The sequence below is a fragment of the uncultured Methanobrevibacter sp. genome, from assembly GCF_902774605.1.
GTDB lineage: Archaea > Methanobacteriota > Methanobacteria > Methanobacteriales > Methanobacteriaceae > Methanocatella.
Window position 1 is genome coordinate 1 of record NZ_CACYJE010000015.1, and the last position, 17,037, is coordinate 17,037.

The 17,037-nt window shown below is 40.7% G+C and carries 17 protein-coding genes and 1 pseudogene; 6 read left to right on the forward strand and 12 right to left on the reverse strand.

The genetic code is table 11. The features are described 5' to 3' along the window. Together QZU77_RS04715 and QZU77_RS04720 are read left to right on the forward strand one after the other, a co-directional pair. The coding region (locus QZU77_RS04715; RefSeq protein ID WP_295600762.1) for an Ig-like domain repeat protein at positions 1–1,373 on the forward strand (1,373 nt) is incomplete at its 5' end. A gap of 179 nt (positions 1,374–1,552) precedes the next feature. Continuing rightward, positions 1,553–1,810, forward strand: a pseudogene (locus tag QZU77_RS04720) (sodium-dependent transporter); the annotation flags it as partial. 55 nt (positions 1,811–1,865) lie between these two features. On the opposite strand, the gene QZU77_RS04725 reads toward QZU77_RS04720, so the two are convergent. After that, positions 1,866–2,822 (reverse strand): hypothetical protein, encoded by a 957-nt coding sequence (locus QZU77_RS04725; RefSeq protein WP_295600765.1) that lies wholly within the window; start codon positions 2,820–2,822, stop codon positions 1,866–1,868. Positions 2,823–3,115: 293 nt separating this feature from the next. On the opposite strand from QZU77_RS04725, the gene QZU77_RS04730 reads away from it, so the two are divergent. Beyond that, positions 3,116–3,676, forward strand: coding sequence for a sugar O-acetyltransferase (locus QZU77_RS04730; RefSeq protein ID WP_295600768.1), 561 nt, complete (start codon positions 3,116–3,118; stop codon positions 3,674–3,676). Positions 3,677–3,883: 207 nt separating this feature from the next. Here QZU77_RS04730 and QZU77_RS04735 read toward each other — a convergent pair whose 3' ends face one another. The 6 genes from QZU77_RS04735 to QZU77_RS04760 form a co-directional block, all read right to left on the reverse strand. Further along, the gene (locus QZU77_RS04735; protein ID WP_295600771.1) at positions 3,884–4,702 is read right to left on the reverse strand and encodes a hypothetical protein; all 819 of its coding nucleotides are present in this window, start codon (positions 4,700–4,702) and stop codon (positions 3,884–3,886) included. Positions 4,703–4,944: 242 nt separating this feature from the next. After that, on the reverse strand, positions 4,945–5,388 hold the full coding sequence (locus QZU77_RS04740; RefSeq protein WP_295600774.1) for a hypothetical protein: 444 nt from the start codon (positions 5,386–5,388) through the stop codon (positions 4,945–4,947). A 34-nt stretch (positions 5,389–5,422) separates the two neighbouring features. Beyond that, positions 5,423–5,866: a hypothetical protein gene (locus QZU77_RS04745; protein ID WP_295600777.1), complete on the reverse strand. Its 444-nt coding sequence runs from the start codon at positions 5,864–5,866 to the stop codon at positions 5,423–5,425. Positions 5,867–6,015: 149 nt separating this feature from the next. Further along, positions 6,016–6,441 (reverse strand): hypothetical protein, encoded by a 426-nt coding sequence (locus QZU77_RS04750; RefSeq protein WP_295600779.1) that lies wholly within the window; start codon positions 6,439–6,441, stop codon positions 6,016–6,018. 254 nt (positions 6,442–6,695) lie between these two features. Next, positions 6,696–7,133: a hypothetical protein gene (locus tag QZU77_RS04755; protein WP_295600782.1), complete on the reverse strand. Its 438-nt coding sequence runs from the start codon at positions 7,131–7,133 to the stop codon at positions 6,696–6,698. A gap of 262 nt (positions 7,134–7,395) precedes the next feature. Continuing rightward, a complete protein-coding gene (locus QZU77_RS04760) occupies positions 7,396–7,827 on the reverse strand; it encodes a hypothetical protein (protein WP_295600785.1) in 432 nt (143 codons plus the stop codon). A gap of 13 nt (positions 7,828–7,840) precedes the next feature. On the opposite strand from QZU77_RS04760, the gene QZU77_RS04765 reads away from it, so the two are divergent. Beyond that, entirely contained in the window at positions 7,841–8,056 is a 216-nt protein-coding gene (locus QZU77_RS04765) for a hypothetical protein (RefSeq protein ID WP_295600787.1), read from the forward strand. A 243-nt stretch (positions 8,057–8,299) separates the two neighbouring features. After that, positions 8,300–8,515, forward strand: a complete 216-nt coding sequence (locus QZU77_RS04770) for a hypothetical protein (RefSeq protein ID WP_295600790.1) — start codon at positions 8,300–8,302, stop codon at positions 8,513–8,515. A 24-nt stretch (positions 8,516–8,539) separates the two neighbouring features. Here QZU77_RS04770 and QZU77_RS04775 read toward each other — a convergent pair whose 3' ends face one another. Next, a complete protein-coding gene (locus tag QZU77_RS04775) occupies positions 8,540–10,003 on the reverse strand; it encodes a sodium-dependent transporter (protein ID WP_295600793.1) in 1,464 nt (487 codons plus the stop codon). A gap of 37 nt (positions 10,004–10,040) precedes the next feature. On the opposite strand from QZU77_RS04775, the gene QZU77_RS04780 reads away from it, so the two are divergent. Beyond that, positions 10,041–10,418, forward strand: a complete 378-nt coding sequence (locus QZU77_RS04780) for a hypothetical protein (RefSeq protein WP_295600796.1) — start codon at positions 10,041–10,043, stop codon at positions 10,416–10,418. A 386-nt stretch (positions 10,419–10,804) separates the two neighbouring features. Here QZU77_RS04780 and QZU77_RS04785 read toward each other — a convergent pair whose 3' ends face one another. The 4 genes from QZU77_RS04785 to ftsY form a co-directional block, all read right to left on the reverse strand. Continuing rightward, positions 10,805–12,385: a putative glycoside hydrolase gene (locus tag QZU77_RS04785; RefSeq protein WP_295600799.1), complete on the reverse strand. Its 1,581-nt coding sequence runs from the start codon at positions 12,383–12,385 to the stop codon at positions 10,805–10,807. A gap of 2 nt (positions 12,386–12,387) precedes the next feature. Beyond that, positions 12,388–14,166, reverse strand: coding sequence for a putative glycoside hydrolase (locus QZU77_RS04790; RefSeq protein WP_295600802.1), 1,779 nt, complete (start codon positions 14,164–14,166; stop codon positions 12,388–12,390). 278 nt (positions 14,167–14,444) lie between these two features. After that, positions 14,445–15,512: a CapA family protein gene (locus tag QZU77_RS04795; RefSeq protein WP_295600805.1), complete on the reverse strand. Its 1,068-nt coding sequence runs from the start codon at positions 15,510–15,512 to the stop codon at positions 14,445–14,447. Between the two features lie 3 nt (positions 15,513–15,515). Continuing rightward, entirely contained in the window at positions 15,516–16,976 is a 1,461-nt protein-coding gene (gene ftsY, locus QZU77_RS04800; protein ID WP_295600807.1) for a signal recognition particle-docking protein FtsY, read from the reverse strand. Positions 16,977–17,037 lie beyond the last annotated feature (61 nt).

The window sequence follows — 17,037 nt, forward strand, 5'->3', positions numbered from 1 at the left end:
CAGTTACAAACGGCAACTACTCCGGAACAGACTCCACAACATTCAACGTAGCAATCAAACAAACAAATGCCAAAGTCACCGTCGAAAACATAACCTACGGCACCAATGCCAACATCATAATCAAAGCAGATGTCGACAGGGAATACTTGGTTTACGTTGATAACACACCATACACTGTACATGTCAAAAATGGTAGTGCAAGCTTCACTGTTGGTGGCTTGACTGTAGGTGACCATGCTGCCAATGTCACAGTTACAGACGGCAACTACTCAGGAACAGACTCCACAACATTCAATGTTTCCAAGGCAAAATCAGAAGTCGACATTGAATTTGCAAACGAGACTACAGGCGCACCTTTACTGGAGTTCAGATTACCTTCAGACGCTAGTGGAAACGTGAGCGTATATGTGAACGGCAAATTGTCACAAGTCGTTAACTTAACCAATGGAAGCGCAAATATCCTTGTCAAAGACTTGACTGTTGGATCCAATAATGTTACCGTTGTCTACAGCGGCGATGACAATTATGATTCAATGAACAAGTCATTCACCGTAACCCGCAAGGCAACTATTGAGGCTTACGACATGACCAGAGGATACAACAGCGGATTGGATTATACCGCAAAACTGTATGATGCCAACGGATTACCGCTTGCAAACGCAAATGTGACAATCAAGGTTGACACAAACACATTCACTGTCCAAACAGATTCCAACGGAGTCTTTAACTTCAACAATAAGCTGGCTGCAGGAGATTATGCAATTGCAATCGTCAACCCAGTAACCGATGAGTACAAGTTGACTAACCTCAAGATAGTCCCAAGAATCACTGAAAACAAGGACATGAGCATCTACTTCGCTGACAATGCCAACTATAAGGTCAGGATTGCAGGTGATGACGGAAGCTATGTTGGAGCAGGAGAAGTCGTTAGCATGAATGTTGGAGGCAAGACCTACTCTGTTAAAACAGACAAAAACGGTTATGCCACCCTTAAGTTAAGTTTAACTGCTAAAAAACACACTATCACTGTAACATATAAGGGTTTCACCACTAAAAACAAGGTGACAGTCAAATCCATTGTCAAACCTGTTAAAAAGACAGTGAAAGTTAAAAAGACAGCCAAGAAACTTAAAATTAAAGTCAAACTCAAAGGCAAGAAAGTCCTTAAGAAGAAACGAGTTTACTTGAAGTTCAAGGGCAAGACCTACAAGGCAAAAACCAACAAGAAAGGAATTGCAACATTCAAAGTGCCTAAGAAAGTAATCAAGAAGCTTAAGAAAGGCAAGAAGTACAAGGCAACCTTTACCTACAAGGCAAAAGTAAACGGCAAAACACTTAAGAACACTGCAAAATGCTATGTAAAAGCAAGATAAAAACTTTTTGAGGATTCTTTAAATCCTCACCTTTTCTTTTTTTTTAAAACACCATCGATTCATAAAATATTCACCCACACCAAGATGTTGAAAGCGCCCAAACGTCTTTTGATTGAATAAAAGCCAACATTTAAATGAAAAATGTAACATAACATTAACTATTGTTAAGGAAGCGTTAAATGTCAAAAGAAAAAAACCAGTGGAGCAGCAACATGTCCTTCATTCTGGCCATGATCGGTTCGGCAGTGGGTTTGGGAAACATTTGGAGATACCCTTATGTCCTATACTCAAATGGAGGAGGGGCATTTTACATCCCCTACATTACAGCAATATTGGTATTGGCAGTGCCTTTCTTAATTCTTGAATATGGCATGGGATATAATTTCAAATCATCATTTGCAAAGGGAATAACAAACATCAAACCGAAACTACAGTATTTCGTATGAAACATACTAAAAAAAGATAGAACAGGAATACTGATAATCAGCATTCCTATTTGCTGGCCAACTGCTTTTTTAACCTGAAAATTTCTTCCTGGAGAGTAGAATTAGCTTCTTCAAGTTGACTAATCCTATCATTAGCATTATGATTGACCGCTTCAAGTTTGCTAATCCTATCATTGGCATTATGATTGACCGCTTCAAGTTTGCTAATCCTATCATTGGCCCTAATATTAATTTCTTCAACTTCTTTAACTTTGTTTTTGAAAAAATCAAGTGACTCAATTTTTTCAACAGTTCCTTCAGTAGTGTTTTCGTTCATGATAGTCATCACCCTGTTGAAATCTTCTTCATCATCGAAGTATGCATCCACCATTGCCCTTAAAACAGAATACAATGTGAATTCCATTTTTGCAGACAACTGACCTGAAATCTCAGCATATATCTCCACGACTTCCTCAGTTACCTCACAGGCAATGTTCCTAGGAGCAAATAACGCAATTATTCCAAGATTCAATGCATCTTCATTACTGAATGTGCCTTGTTCTTTAAGTATATTCTTCACCATACTTAATCTTTTCTTATTATCCTCCTCGCCAAGGTCTAGGAAGTATGGCCTAACAATATCTGAGAGAGAACGGCAATGGGACTGCACATGTTTTTCTTTTGGAATGTGTGAAGCAACAAATGAGAATTGAGGCATGTTCTCATCATGTATCTGCTGAATTCCATATTTGCTTATCATCCGAATCTTATTTTCATCGACCGGTGTGGATTGATGCTCACCATTCGCCACCATCGGCTCGAAAATCTGCTTATAATCCGGGTCAACTATATAAGAGCTATCCATTTCCCCCATGATTCCATCCTTTAAATATACTTTATTGTTTACTTTTTTCCTGAAAATTCCTGGAACTTTTAGACAGTTGTGCAGTTCTTTCGGATATTCATTGTTCATGATTGTGTATCCGAAATTGAATGGCTTATCAACTTTTCTTTCTCGCATCATCTAACCCCTTCTTAATTTTTTTTACCAGGAAAAAGATCTTTTTCGATAAAAATCCCATTTAAAATCGATAATGTTCCCAATCTTGAACAAATAATTTTAAGTAGGATTTCCAGGCAAATCCGGACATTGCCTAAACTAATATTTGTCTTCATTTAAAATAGGTGTTTTTGAAGTGCGACTAGGCGTGTTGATGCATGTGCACACTTGTGCTTTTGTGAATTATTCAATTGTCCCATATGAATGTAACATAATTTACATATGTTCAGAATTGAAAACTATTACCCGTGATTACCATGAACATTTTTGAAAGAGAACTTGCCGGAGAGCTGATTTCAACAGATGATCAGGAATATGAAAAGATTTTGGAAATAATACTGGAGACAATGGGCCTGTGCCGTGAACTCAACTCAGGAGTCCATACCAAAGAGGAGAACCTTGAATACCTAAGCAGAATCATCGGAAAGGATGTTGACGAGTCAGTTTTTTTCATGCCCCCATTCTATGTGGACTACGGCAAGAACATAAGCATCGGGAAAGGCGTTGTAATCCAGCAGCTGTGCACATTCATGGATAGGGGTGGAATAACCCTTGAGGACGGGGTTTTCATAGCGCCTAAGGTGAACCTGACAACCCTGAACCATGACTTCAACCCTGAAAACAGGAGCGGAACCTATGCCAAGCCGATCCATATCAAGAAGAACGCATGGATTGGAATTGCCGCCACAATACTTCCTGGCGTGACAGTCGGCGAGAACAGTATTGTCGGTGCAGGAAGCGTTGTGACAAAGGACGTTCCGGACAATGCGATTGTTGCGGGAAATCCTGCAAAGTTCATTAAAAGAATTGATGAATGAATCCATTCTTTTAACTTATTTTTTTATTATTAGTGGATTTAACCCTGTTTAATGGAATTTTAGCAGATTTGGAAGTCACATACTCTCAAACCAGATATGAACTGATTTCTCAATCATGTTTTATTCTTTGAACGCCACCGGCTTGAAGAAACCGGATAATTCTTACAAATAATGTTAAAATATCCATAACAACTTGAAGAAAATGTATTATTTTTTTGATTTCAATTGTCTTTCAATAGCTTTAACCCTACTTAATGGAACTTCAGCACGTTTAGCAATCACTTCAGCACTCATTCCAGATTTAAGTAGATTTCTAACAATCTTATTTTCTTTATTTTCTCCATACTCATGAATTAAGCTCATTCTATCACCCAATCTATCACACAAGATATTTCTTGTTTGTTCGTCATTAACAAATTTGTCCACAATTAACCATTCAATCCCATAAGCCAATGCCTTGATTGAAGGTGCCAATCCATTCAATTCCAGCAATGTGTTAACAACATATTCTACATATCCGTCAATATCACCTGTTTTTTCAATGATTGGCACTAAAGCGAATAGTATTAACTCTTTTTCAGTGATTTCATTATTGCTTTTTATTTTGTCGTTAATAGTATTAATAATTTCATCACTGTCATATTCTGACAGGCCAATTATTTCATAAGTGAATGTATTATCCTTGTTCACATAGTAATGGACCTTTTTTGACTCCTCGACAGTAGTAAAAACACATAGATTCACTTCCTTTCCCATTCCATCGAATTTATAGTCTGATATTGCCACATATATATGGAATCTTTGATGATGTTTTTTTCCAACTTCTGTTGATTGGAGTTCTATTATCAGTATCTCATCATCCAATTCCAAAATTATATCCGGGACAAATGTTGCAGGGTCGAGTTGTCGCAGCTCGGTTGTCATTATCTTGACTTTTTTAGATTTTTTACCCAGAATATCTAGAAATATTCTTGCATCGTCTTCATTGACGTTTTTAAATATCATGTCTTCCTGAAATCTTGACATTTTAAAAACCTCTCTAATTTACCTGATTAAATAATATATCTTTTAAATTATTTAAAATTAACTTTTAAGTTATAACAAAACTCTAATAAGTAAAATAAGTTTATATAATGACAATTTTTCATATCCAGTGCAATTTTTCACTCTAAAAGCAATATTACACTCCCAGACAACTTTCGCCCAGAATTCCATGAAACCTTTTAAAAAATGGTTTGAGGGGATTTCATCCCCGAAAAATAAGTTTTTTAGTAGGATTTGTACCATACGGTGGCCTTGTATGGAGTGTATCCCTTGATGAGTTTGGTGCTTATGTGGGCACCTGTTCCCTTAACGGTTTTTGTCTTTACCTTACCCTTCTTGTTCTTGAAGAAGAACTTCGCCTTTACGAACTTGGTGTGGTGGGGCTCGATGTCCCCGTCGATTCCGCTTCCAAGATACCATGCTGTCACGCCTGTTCCCTTGTCGAACTGCATGTTGCCTGTGTAGGTCACATAACCCGCCACTGCATCGCCGTTCTTGAACTTGACGGCCTTAGGCCCCCATAGCACTGCCGGCTGGAAGTTGTGGATTTTGACTGTGACCTTCTTGGTTTTGGAGCCTGTGTCCCCTTTTGCGGCCGCTGCACCCACTATCAAGAGTGCGGCGATTATCACCAGAAGGATAATTATTGTCTTTTTGTTGAAATCCATATTTAATACTATTGGTAATAAGTGCTTAAATAACTTATTCCTTTATCACGATTTCGTCGAAAAGTTCCTTATCGGTTGCGGTTATTGTAACGAGCTTGCCTTCTTTAGGGTAGCTGAATATGAATATTCCGCTTTCATTGCCCAGGTAACCGTCGACATCGTTGATTGTTGTTTTTTCTCCACCCATTGCGCTTACGATTTCGTCTGTCACTTCGTATCCGCCATATTCTGCCACTAGTATGGATATTGCCTCAAACAAGCCTTTTTCGAAGAGCTTTTGACAGTAGGTGTATTCGACTCCGCCGGATGATGTTTTCTCGTTCACCGCTTCGGCTGTGACGTTTTCAACGAATCCATCCGGAATGTTGAATTCAAATTCATCCACCTGCACGGTGTTTTCATTGCTTGCGGCATATATAATGCTTGTGCCTGCCATTATAACGAGCAGGCTTAGTATCACCAGTACCTTCTTGTTCATTTGAATCACCTTTAATGTTAGGTGATTAATTGTTTATAGCTACATGTTAAAATAAGTTTTTTGAAAGGAAAACATTACATTGACTATGCAATTAGATTGCAATTATTTTAATTATCGAGTATTGCTGAGGACTAATCATTTGCATTGATTTAATCCTTGCCGATTGCACCGATCATCAGCGGCATGTTGGTTGATTTGATGACCACTAGCTTGCCATCCTCCCTGTATGAGAATGTGTATGTTCCGTTCTTGTTGACAAGGTATCCTTTAACGGATCCGAGCATTGACTTTCCTGAGGAGATGTTTTTGGACTTGTCGGATTTCACCTTCTTGATTTTGCCGTTGTCTGTGACCTTGATTTTGATCTTGTCGAAATCGCCCTTGAAGTCCATTTCACCGTAACCCTCATGGGTCATGTTATATTTTGTCGGGATGGTGAAGTTGATTCCGTTGATTTCATGAATGTCAACTTCCTGGAATGCGAATGTCCCGTTTGTTGGGGTGAATGGTTCTGCATGAACAAAACCCATGAAACCTACGATTATCAGTAGAGTGATTATGATTTTGATTTTCATAATCTTGAATTTAGCATTCATCGTTTAAAAAATTTTTGAAAAAATAAATTACAATATACCTTTAATTAGGAAACGGACAATTTAGGACAATTTTTAGGCATATAAAAATAATTATATCTTTAAATAAGACATTCGACTAACTAATTATTGTAACACATTCCCGTGTTGCACTAAAAAAAATTTTTTTAGTTTAAGTCCTAAAGGATCCATCCTTTCCTTTAGGCTTAACACGAGCTTGTTTTAAAAAAAATAGATTATAATATTACTTCGAAGAGTCTTGTTTCATTGGTGACTCCCACCAGTATTCCATTGTCATTGTGAACGTATGCGAAGTAGTGAAGGCCATCTTCAGTGTAGTTCCATCCCTTATGACCGTTGATATGGGTTTTTGTTGCCCCGTCCTTGTACAGCTCATCCAGGCTCATTCCCATCCAGTCTGATATTACTGTGATTTGGATTTCCCCTTTTGCCTCGTTCATGTAAAAGCAGGTGCTGCCGTCGGAGCCGAGGTCATTGTAGTCCTCGTGGTCTTTCAATTGTCCGAATCCTTCAGGTATTGTGAATTCCACCCCTTCGAATGTTATGTTGGTGGAGTTGTTTGAGTAGTCAATGTTATTTTCGGCATATGCATGTGACGCGAGGCATATTATTGCAAGCATTGCCAGTAGAATAATTAGTTTATCGGTTTTCATGCTCTTCTCCTTGGTTAACTATTGATTTTCATATAAGATAATGTTAACTATTTTATGAAAATTGCTTTTTAATAGCTTTTGGTATATAGTGCCATGAAACGATTGGTTTTGAAAATGATAAAACATTGAAATAATTCATTCAATGCTCAATTATTCAATATGAATTTAACAATACTATTAAAATAATTAGTCATAAAAGTAAGCATTGTGGTATTGATTTTGTTTTGAAAAAAAGAAAAGGGAAAATAAGGAGCATCACTCCTTATTTTTTGATTTTCACCTTGCACTTGACGACATTGTTGACTGTCTGATAGCCGTTGCAGAACTTGTGCTTGACAGAATAGGTCACCTTAACCTTGTAGGTCTTGCCTTTCTTAAGCTTTTTGAGGACTGTCTTCTTCTTGATAACTACCTTTGCAAGTCCTTTCTTGTTGGTCTTGGCCTTGTAGGTCTTGCCCTTGAACTTGAACTTGATGACCTTGCCGTTGGCCCATTTGAGGGTGGCCTTGATGGTTATCTTCTTGCCCTTCTTGACCTTGATGGTTTTCTTGACAACCTTGAGTGTCTGCTTGACAACCAGCTTATTTGATGTCTTGAATCCTTTATATTCAGCAGTTATAGTGTATTTTTTAGGAAGCAAAGTGATTTTAAGACTTGCATAACCGTTCTTGTCCACTTTAGCAACATAATGCACTCCGTTGGCTGTGATGTCAATGATTTCACCTTCAGGTGCGATCTTGCCGTCATCGACAACACTGAGATTGTCATTTTATTCATTAGTCTCTTGTGATGATTGTTCATTTAAGTTTTCATCAATTGATATTACATCATCGTCTGCAATATTCAGTTGCATATCCAAGTCAGTAGCTGAAAACTTGCAGTCATGCAAACTAGGAATGCGAAAATCATACAGACCAGTATAATCGTCGATTTTTTCTCAATAGTAACTCCTCCAAAATATTTAATTTATGTACAAATACTCATTTTAGATTATTTTAATAATTGAATAATCATTAATATTTTCCTATAAAATATTATAAATGTATTATTATTTAATCTTAAAATGGAATAAATTCATAATTTATTAAAAAAAATGAATGAAGTTAAAAATAATTTACATTGGAAATATATAAAAAATAAATAGCATAGAAGACATAGCATAATCCATGACTGAAAACTCATTAAGAAACGCAATATTCTCATTCATAATCCCCGGCCTCGGCCAGTACCTATGCAGCGACAGTAAAAAGGCAATGGCATTGTTTGCTGGAGCGGTCGCCCTGCACATTCTCATCTGGTTTTTCATGAACAATCCTGCGGGAAGCCTTATAAACACCGCCTATCATGCCTATGCGGGATATGATGCATATAAGAATTATTAAAAAAAGAGTAAGTTAAGCAAATGACTATTCATCATTTGCCCTTGGTTTTATTTTTGTCAACACAACCGCAGCAACCATGACTGCAACTATGATTATCACGTCGATCATTATCTCGAACTGCTTAGCGGTTGAGAACAGCTGAACGATACCTATGGCCCACATCACTATCAATACGACAGGAAGCAGGTACTTGATTACGAATGACCATATTGTGCCGACCTTGAATGTTGAGCACTCGTTGAGTGCAGGAATGAAATGATCCACACCATAGAACCATGCGAATATTATACACTGGATACCTATTAATAAAAGTATGCCGAACTCGTTTACGAATGAGTCGATGATTCCCACAAGGTAGCTGCTGATACCGGTTGTCAATATCAATGAAAAGATGCATCCGATAATGGACAATACTGTGGCTGTTTTTGTACGTGACCATCCAAGCTTGTCACCGGTTGAGTTGAGCATAGGCTCGAAGAACCCGAGTGCTGATGTAATTCCTGCAAAGAGTATTGCAAGGAAGAGCAGCGGTGCGAGTACACGGCCGATCGGACCCATGATGTTGAAAATCATCGGGAACACGATGAATATGAGTCCAGTTCCTTCCGTAATCAGCTGTACCATCGGGGTTCCGGAGATGTGTGACATGTAACCGAGTATTGAGAACACTCCGAAAGCGGTACATATCTCAAACAGTGAATTGGATGCAACCACGATTAGCACGTTGTCAATTAGCTTTGAGTTTTCCGGAAGGTAGCTTGCATATGTCAGTGCGATTGCCTGACCCATACTCAATGAGAAGATGATCTGTGCGAATGCTGCAAGCCAAATGTTGACGTCAGTCAATTTACCCCAGTCAGGTGACAGGAGTGTTGAAACACCCAGTCCCGCACCAGGCAGTGTCAATGCGTAGATGATTATGAACGCCATGATTATGAACAATGCAGGAATCAGGATTTTAGACACCATACCTATTCCCTTGTCAACATTCCTATGTGAGATGAACCATAAAACCACCCATAATAGGAGCACGCCAACGGTTGTTGGTATAAGCAGGAAACTTGCATTTGACAGGTTTGAGCTTCCCCCGACAGTGCTGACGAAGTAGTTTGCTGCGTTTGTTCCCCAGCTGAACGTGAAGCTTGACCCGAGATACACGAGGTCCCAGCTCAGGATGACCATGTAATATATTGTGACTACAAATACGAATAACACCAAAATCCAAGCTATAATCTCGAACTTCGGATTGATTTTGTTCATTATCTTCGAGAAAGATTCCTTGAACGAGAATCCCACACCATATTCTAGTATTAAGAATGGGACTCCCATGATAGCAATAGCGATAAGGTAAGGGATGAAGAATGACCCTCCACCGTTAGAATAAAGCACATAACTAAAACGCCAGATGTTTCCAAGACCAACTGCCGCCCCAATCATAGCAAAAATGAATGCTATAGACGAATCCCATTGTGCTTTCTGTTCACTCATAAGGTTATTTATGTTACTTATTACATATAAAATATTAATGAATGTTTTTGACAAATTTCTAATGGGCGACACCGCAAGCATAAACTGGTGCTTTGAAAACAGGCACTTCCTCCAGAGACTATCCGACAACGGCATAAAAAGAGAATACATTGTTGATTGCCTCATGGAAGAGGAGCCAATCAGTTGGGAGCATGTTGAAGCTGACAAGTATGCTGTAGTGTATGAAGCCCCATTGAACAAGGATTATAAGGAAATCAGAATACTCATGGCCTGCAGCAACAACAGCATCGACCTTGTGACAGTCATGAGGAACAATGAGACAACCACCACCCGACAGAACAGGCAGTACCAGTCAGATAAGAAAAAGGATTTGGAAAAGAAGCGACTGAAGGCATTGTCCAAGAGGAAATGGTAAAAAAAGTTATCCGTTTTCAAGTTCTCGAACGGAAAAGCCACTGATTCTGGCGGATTCCCTAATGCCTATTTCTTTTTTAAGTTTAAGGGCCATTGCAAACTTACCTTGACTAAAACCTTTATCAAGTGCATCCTAGTTGCTTTTTTTGTTTTTACATATTTTCCTCCCGAATTTCCGGAAATTGCAAATTTGTTTACATGCACATACTACATTATATTCCAAATAATGGACAATATTTCAATTATATACAATATTGATAAGAATACATTAAATAATAATTTATTAAATCAATATTATGAAGTAAAATCAAAATTGAAGAGTGATAAGAATTTTTCAAAGTGAAGGCAATAATGCTTAAAAAAAAGTGAATGTGGAAAGCCAAATATCTAGAATTTGGCTTTCAGGAAATTGAAGTTGCAGCTTATTCCAATACGGAAAAGCACCACGCCATATGCTCCGCCCTTTTTAGCGGCCTTTGCATCCTTCAGGAGGCTGGATTGGGTCAGTTTCTTTGCGTTGTTGTCTGAATGGTATGACTGCAAGCCGGTCCACACCTGGGCGCCGTTGGACTGCTTGGTGAATGTCTTGGTCACGGAGGTTATCCACTTGGTTGGCTTATGGTAATTGCCCTTGTAAACCATCGGCAGCAACACGTCAGCGTATTTGCTTATTGTTGAAACGTCCTGACCGTAATAGTAGGTCATCATTTTCGGCTCGGGCATAAGCGCCGCCGATACTATGCAGTTAGGCCTAATCTTGTGGATTTGAGTTGATGCCTTTTTCATGAAGTAGTTGATTGCACGGTTAGGGTCCTTGTAGAGGTGGGCTGTTCCGCCGAAGCGCACGTAATCGAAGTGTATACCGTCCACTCCCTTAATCTTGGCGTATCTTTTTGCTTCATTGATCTTGCCGTTTAAAAAGCCGTATTTAATCTTGTTTTTCTCATTGATCGGCCTTACCCATTTTCCGTTGGAGTAGCATACCTGCATCCAGAGGTGAACTTTCATGCCATGCTTATGGGCTTTCTTGATGAATGACACCACGGATCCCTTGCCGTAGAGTGCTATCGCATGGACGTGGAGGAATATTTGCTTGGTTCCCTTCTTGGATAGTTTTTTAAGGCTTACGCTGTTCATATGGCTTGACCATAGCCAGTACCCGTTTCCCTTGCCCATCTTGGATTTCACCTTTATCTTGCATGAGCCGGAGGATGAAAGGTACGGTGAGGTTTTCTTGAATGAGTACTTGACCTTATATGTTCCCTTCTTGAGCTTAAGGAATATTTTGGCGTTTCCGTACTTGTTTGTCTTTACCTTGTAGGTTTTGCCGTTGACCTTTATTGTGACGTACTGGTTCTTTATGGCCTTGCCATTGGAATTAACCAGCTTCACGTAGAACAGGCATTTTGAGCCTTGACGGTAGTTGATGTCCTTGTCGCCCTGCTTCAGCTTGGTCTTTACTGCCTCGTTGATTGTTATTCTGGATGAGGCTGAGGCGGGAGTGGTTTGATTGTCGCCTTCATATGTTATCTGGGCGGTGTATGTTCCCTTCTTGAGGTTGACGTTTAGGCTGACTTCACCGTTCTTGTCGGTGTTTTTGTTGTATGTCACGCCGTTGAGCACTATCTTTATCGGCTTTGATGAGAGTGCAGTGTTGTTTGATGTGAGCTTGATTTTGAGCGTGCTTGTGAATGTTGTGTAGCCATTTACGTTGGAGGTGGTGATTTTTGAGGTTGTCTTGACTGGCTCCTCACTGGACTCGTTGGCGCTTACCGGTTCGTTCTGGACTGTTGATTGAACAGGTTCCTCTTGAGCCTCCTCACTGATTATCTCCTCAGTGATTGGTACCTCCTGGGCCATGATTTCATCGTCTCCATCACTTATGACTTCAGTGATGTTGTCTGTGGCTGACACTGCCGTTATGGACAGTGCCAACGTTATGAATATTAATAATAATAGTTTTTTCATCTCTATACCTCGTTGAAGTTAATGTAGTTGAAAAGCCCGTACCTGAAGAGTATCACACCGTATGCTCCGCCTAGCGCAGCTGCATCGGCATCTCCCATCAGTTCCTTGGCCGGCAGCTTCTTGAGTGATGCGTCTGACTTGTAGGTTTGAAGGCCGGTCCATATCTTGGCTTTCTTGGATTGCTTGGAGAATGTCTTGGTCACCCACTTGATCCAGGAGTGTCCCGCATGGTAGTTGCCCTTGTACACCATCGGCAGTATCGCATCAAGGTACTTGCCCATTGTCTGAATGTCCTGGGCATAGTACTTCTTCATGCTTGACGGCTCGGGCATGACGGCTGCGGAGAGGATGATTTTCTTGTTCACCTTATGAACCGCTTTTGTCGCCTTCTTGATGAAGGTGTTCACCGCCTTGACGGCACCATCATACTTGTAGGCGTTTCCAGGATACCTCACGTAGTCGAAATGCACTCCGCTGACTCCCTTGACCTTGGCGAGTTTCTTGGCTTCCTTGACCCGTTCATTTATAAGCTTGTAGTTGATCTTGCCCTTCTTGATTGGGTTGAACCATTTGTTTGACTTGTAGAAGACCTGCATCCACAGGTGAACCTTGATTCCATGGGCCTTGGATTCCTTTATCCATGACTCGACATGGGATTTGCCGTAGCGTTCAATGGCCTTGGCGTTGAGGAATATGTGCTTGAAGCCGTATTTCTTGAGCTTGTCGAAGTCGACTTTATTCATGTCTGTTGACAATAGCCACATTCCATTGTTTCTTGCCTGCTTTGGCTTGACCTTGATTTTATAGGTTTTTGATGCCTTATTGTAGGTTGATGTTTTGCCGCAGGATGCCTTCACCTTATATGAGCCTGTCTTGAGCTTGATGGTGATTGTGGCGATGCCGTTCTTGTCAGTCTTTTTTGTGTAGGTTTTCTTGTTGATTTTGAATGTGACCTTCTTTTTGGCCAATGCCTTGCCTCTCACGTCTACTACCTTGACCTTGAACTTTCCGCTTTGCTTCTTCCTGTAGATTTTAGAATAATATTTTGTAATCTTGATTGGCACGCCTTTCTTGACTGTTATCTTGCTTGTGCCTGTTGACTGCTTGATGTTGTCCTCGCCGGCGTAAGTGTAGGTGATTGTGTATATTGCCCGGGAAACGTCCTTGATGCTTAAAGTGGCCTTTCCTTTGGAGTTTGTTTTCCTGACCATTGTTTTTCCAGCCATCTTGAAGGTCACTTCCCTTCCCTCCAACGGCATTCCGCCCACTGTCAATGTGACCGTGAAGGTGTTGGCCGCTCCGAGGTATGCGGTGTAGTCTGAGCCCTTGATCTTGGAGACTGTTGTGGATACGACCAGGAGCTCCTTTGAAAGGCTGCTTTGAGCATAAGCGTCATCGGAAAATGAGTACTTGATAGTGTATGTTCCCTGATTGACATTAACCTTGTATTTGGCGACACCGTCATCTCCAGTCTGGATTTTGGTTGATTTCTTGTTGAGTTCAACTGTAATGGTCTTGTTTGCGATTCCAGTGCCGTTTTCATCAGTCAGTCTAACTGACACTTCATTTCCCTTAACCACCGTATCGTCATCGCTTTCAAGTGATGTTTTTATCGGTTCCGTTTGATTTTCACCTATTTGGCTTTGATCGGTTTCATCTAAAATGCCCCCATCAACTGGCATTTCAGACAAGTTTTCCTGTGTCCCGTTCACCTCGCCATAGGCGCTTGCTGCACCCATAATGGCAAGCATTATTGTGATTGCGGACACTATGAATATCATTTTTTTAATCGAAATTCTTTCACCATCCTACTTTAAGGTTATATGAAAAAACATATATAAATCTTTTTAATAAATAAATCACTTTATACAAGGTTAAATCCTTGAAAATCAGTTAAAAATATATTATAATCATGTTTAAAAGAATAAATATTATAAAAATTAGAATAATAAGCTCATGTAACTTGAATTTAAGTTAGGTAAATTGATGATTAATGAGGCTAATATCATTTGCTTAAACATGTTTAAAATTAAAAATGGAATAAGTTTAACTGACAGCATCAGCCATCAGTTAAATTGAAAGTTAATTTGCCTGTTCCCTCATCGGTGATTTTCATTTGACTGCATTGAGGGGATAATCCGCCTAAAAGGGAGCTTCCATCTTCAGGGCTCATGTGCTGAGGAAGATAGTTTGAAATGTAAATCGGATAGACTGTGCACTCTCCTGTGTTAGCGACGAGGTCTATCTTAACGAAGTAAGCGGAGTGTGTTGCAGTGTTGGACTGGTCGAATATGAAGTTTCCAAGACTGTAGAAGATTGGCTTGCCATTGTACATTTCTATTCCCTGTGTGACGTGAGGGTGTGAGCCTATAACAATGTCTGCACCGTAGTCGATGAGTTCATGGGCGATTTTTTCCTGGTTCTCGTTCGGGGAGTTGGAGTACTCATTTCCGAAGTGCATGTAGGCGATTATCATGTCTGAATCATTGTTTTCACTGATTTGCGCCTTTGCATCCTCTGAGTCGTATGCTGAGTATCCTGGGTTTGAACCGTTTGCATATGGCATTGAATCGTAGGAGTATTCTGCGAAGTTCTCGGAGTCCATGTAGTTCAGGATTGTGATCTTGCGCCCGTTGACCTCCTTGACCACTGCCTGGTGAGCCTGATCCTCGTTTTCACCGGCTCCCATTGGTGTGATGTCATTGTCCTTGAGGTTCTGGATAGTGTCCTTCATTCCCTGCACTCCATAATCAAGTGCGTGATTGTTTGCCAGGCCGGCCACCGTCAGGTTGTTCGCCTTCAATAATGGAACATAGCTCGGGTCGCATTTCAACGGCACATCGCCCTTAAGCGCATCGCCGGTGGCTGTTGCTGCGTTTTCAAAGTTCACCAGCAGCAAATCAACATTGGATGTGACGTCGCTGACCCCGTTGAATGGTGAGGAGTCCATGCTCAACACATTGGGCATTTTCCTTGCAAACATGACGTCCCCTGTCACTGCGACGGATACGTTTTCCTTATCGGCCATCTTGACCTCCTGTGAATCATTGCCGTTGAACACTGTTGCCCATACGGCGATTATCACCAGTATTACAAGCACTATCAGCAGCACGTGTTTTATTTTCATCCTCTACTCCTCTAGTAAAGCCGCCTCATCCTCTTCGGAGAAGAGCTGGTTGAGCATCCATTCAGGATCATATTCCATGATGTCATCATATCCCTGACCTACACCGAGGAACATGATTGGCTTCTGGATTACGTAGCCGATGGAGAGTGATGCTCCACCCTTGCTGTCCGCATCGGCCTTGGTGAGTATTACACCGTCGATGTCGATTGCCTCGTTGAACTTACGGGCCTGTTCGGTTGCATCGTTACCTGTAATGGCATCTCCGACGAAGATTACAAGGTCAGGTTTGGATACCCTCTTGATTTTCTTCATCTCATCCATGAGGTTGATGTTGGTCTGCATCCTTCCTGCAGTGTCGATTAGGACCAGTTCCTTGCCTTGGGCCCTTGCATGCTCAACTGCATCGAATGCCACAGCGGCAGGGTCTGAGCCTTTCTGGTGCTTGATGATTTTAACCCCGACGTTGTCTGCGTGATGGGTCACCTGTTCGATTGCTCCTGCACGGAATGTGTCTGATGCGGCTATGACTGGAGTGTATCCCTTCTTAAGGTAGTAGTTTGCGAGCTTACCGATAGTGGTGGTCTTGCCTGTACCGTTGATTCCGACGAACATGACGACCAGCGGTTCGCCTTGGGATTTTTTCTCCTCAATCATTTCAGTCATGGATTTGCCTGGAATTGAGATGATTTCCTCTACTGCATCCTTGAGCGCGTAGTAAGTGTATTCAGTTATGTCGTTGCTTCTTTTGATTTTCTTTCCGACAAGATTGTCCTTTACGCTTTCAACGACCTCGGTTGCAACTTCCATTGCAACGTCCCCTTGGAGGAGTTCCATTTCAAGCTCGAAGAGTATGTCCTCAACGTGCTTTTCCTGGATGGTTTTTTCACGAACGAAGGAGAATATTCCGCCTTTTGCCTCGCCGTCAGCGGAGACATCTTTCTTGTCTTCACTATCCTTCTTGTTCCTGCTCCAGAAGTGAGATTTCTTCTCTTCTTTTGCTTCCTCTTCAGCCTCTTCGACTTCTTCAGCCTCCTCTTCTGTTTCATCCCCATCCTTATTCCTGCCGAAACTCCAGAAGCCGGATTTCTTCTCCTCTTTTGCTTCCTCTTCAGCCTCTTCGACTTCTTCAGCCTCATCTTCAGCCTTATCCTCATCCTTATTCCTGCCGAAACTCCAGAAGCCGGATTTCTTCTCTTCCTTAGCTTCCTCTTCAGCCTCAACAGGTGTTTCCTCTTCGATTGTTTGTGTTGCTTCACTTTCCTCTTCTTCAGGTTCCGGAAGAAGGTTTTCCTCTTCCTCCTCTTCTTTTTCCTCTTCTTCCTCCTTTTTTCTTCCGAATGAGAAGAATGAGAATCTTGAACCGGATTCCTCCTGAAGGTTGTCTTCTGCTTCTGCTTCTTCTATTAGTTCCTCTTCCAGCTTCTCACTGGTTCGTGAAAATTTCTTTTTTAATGATTCAAACAAAATTAATCCCAACCTAAATAGTTAGTTTATAATACTATTATTATGTTGCTTATATTATTTA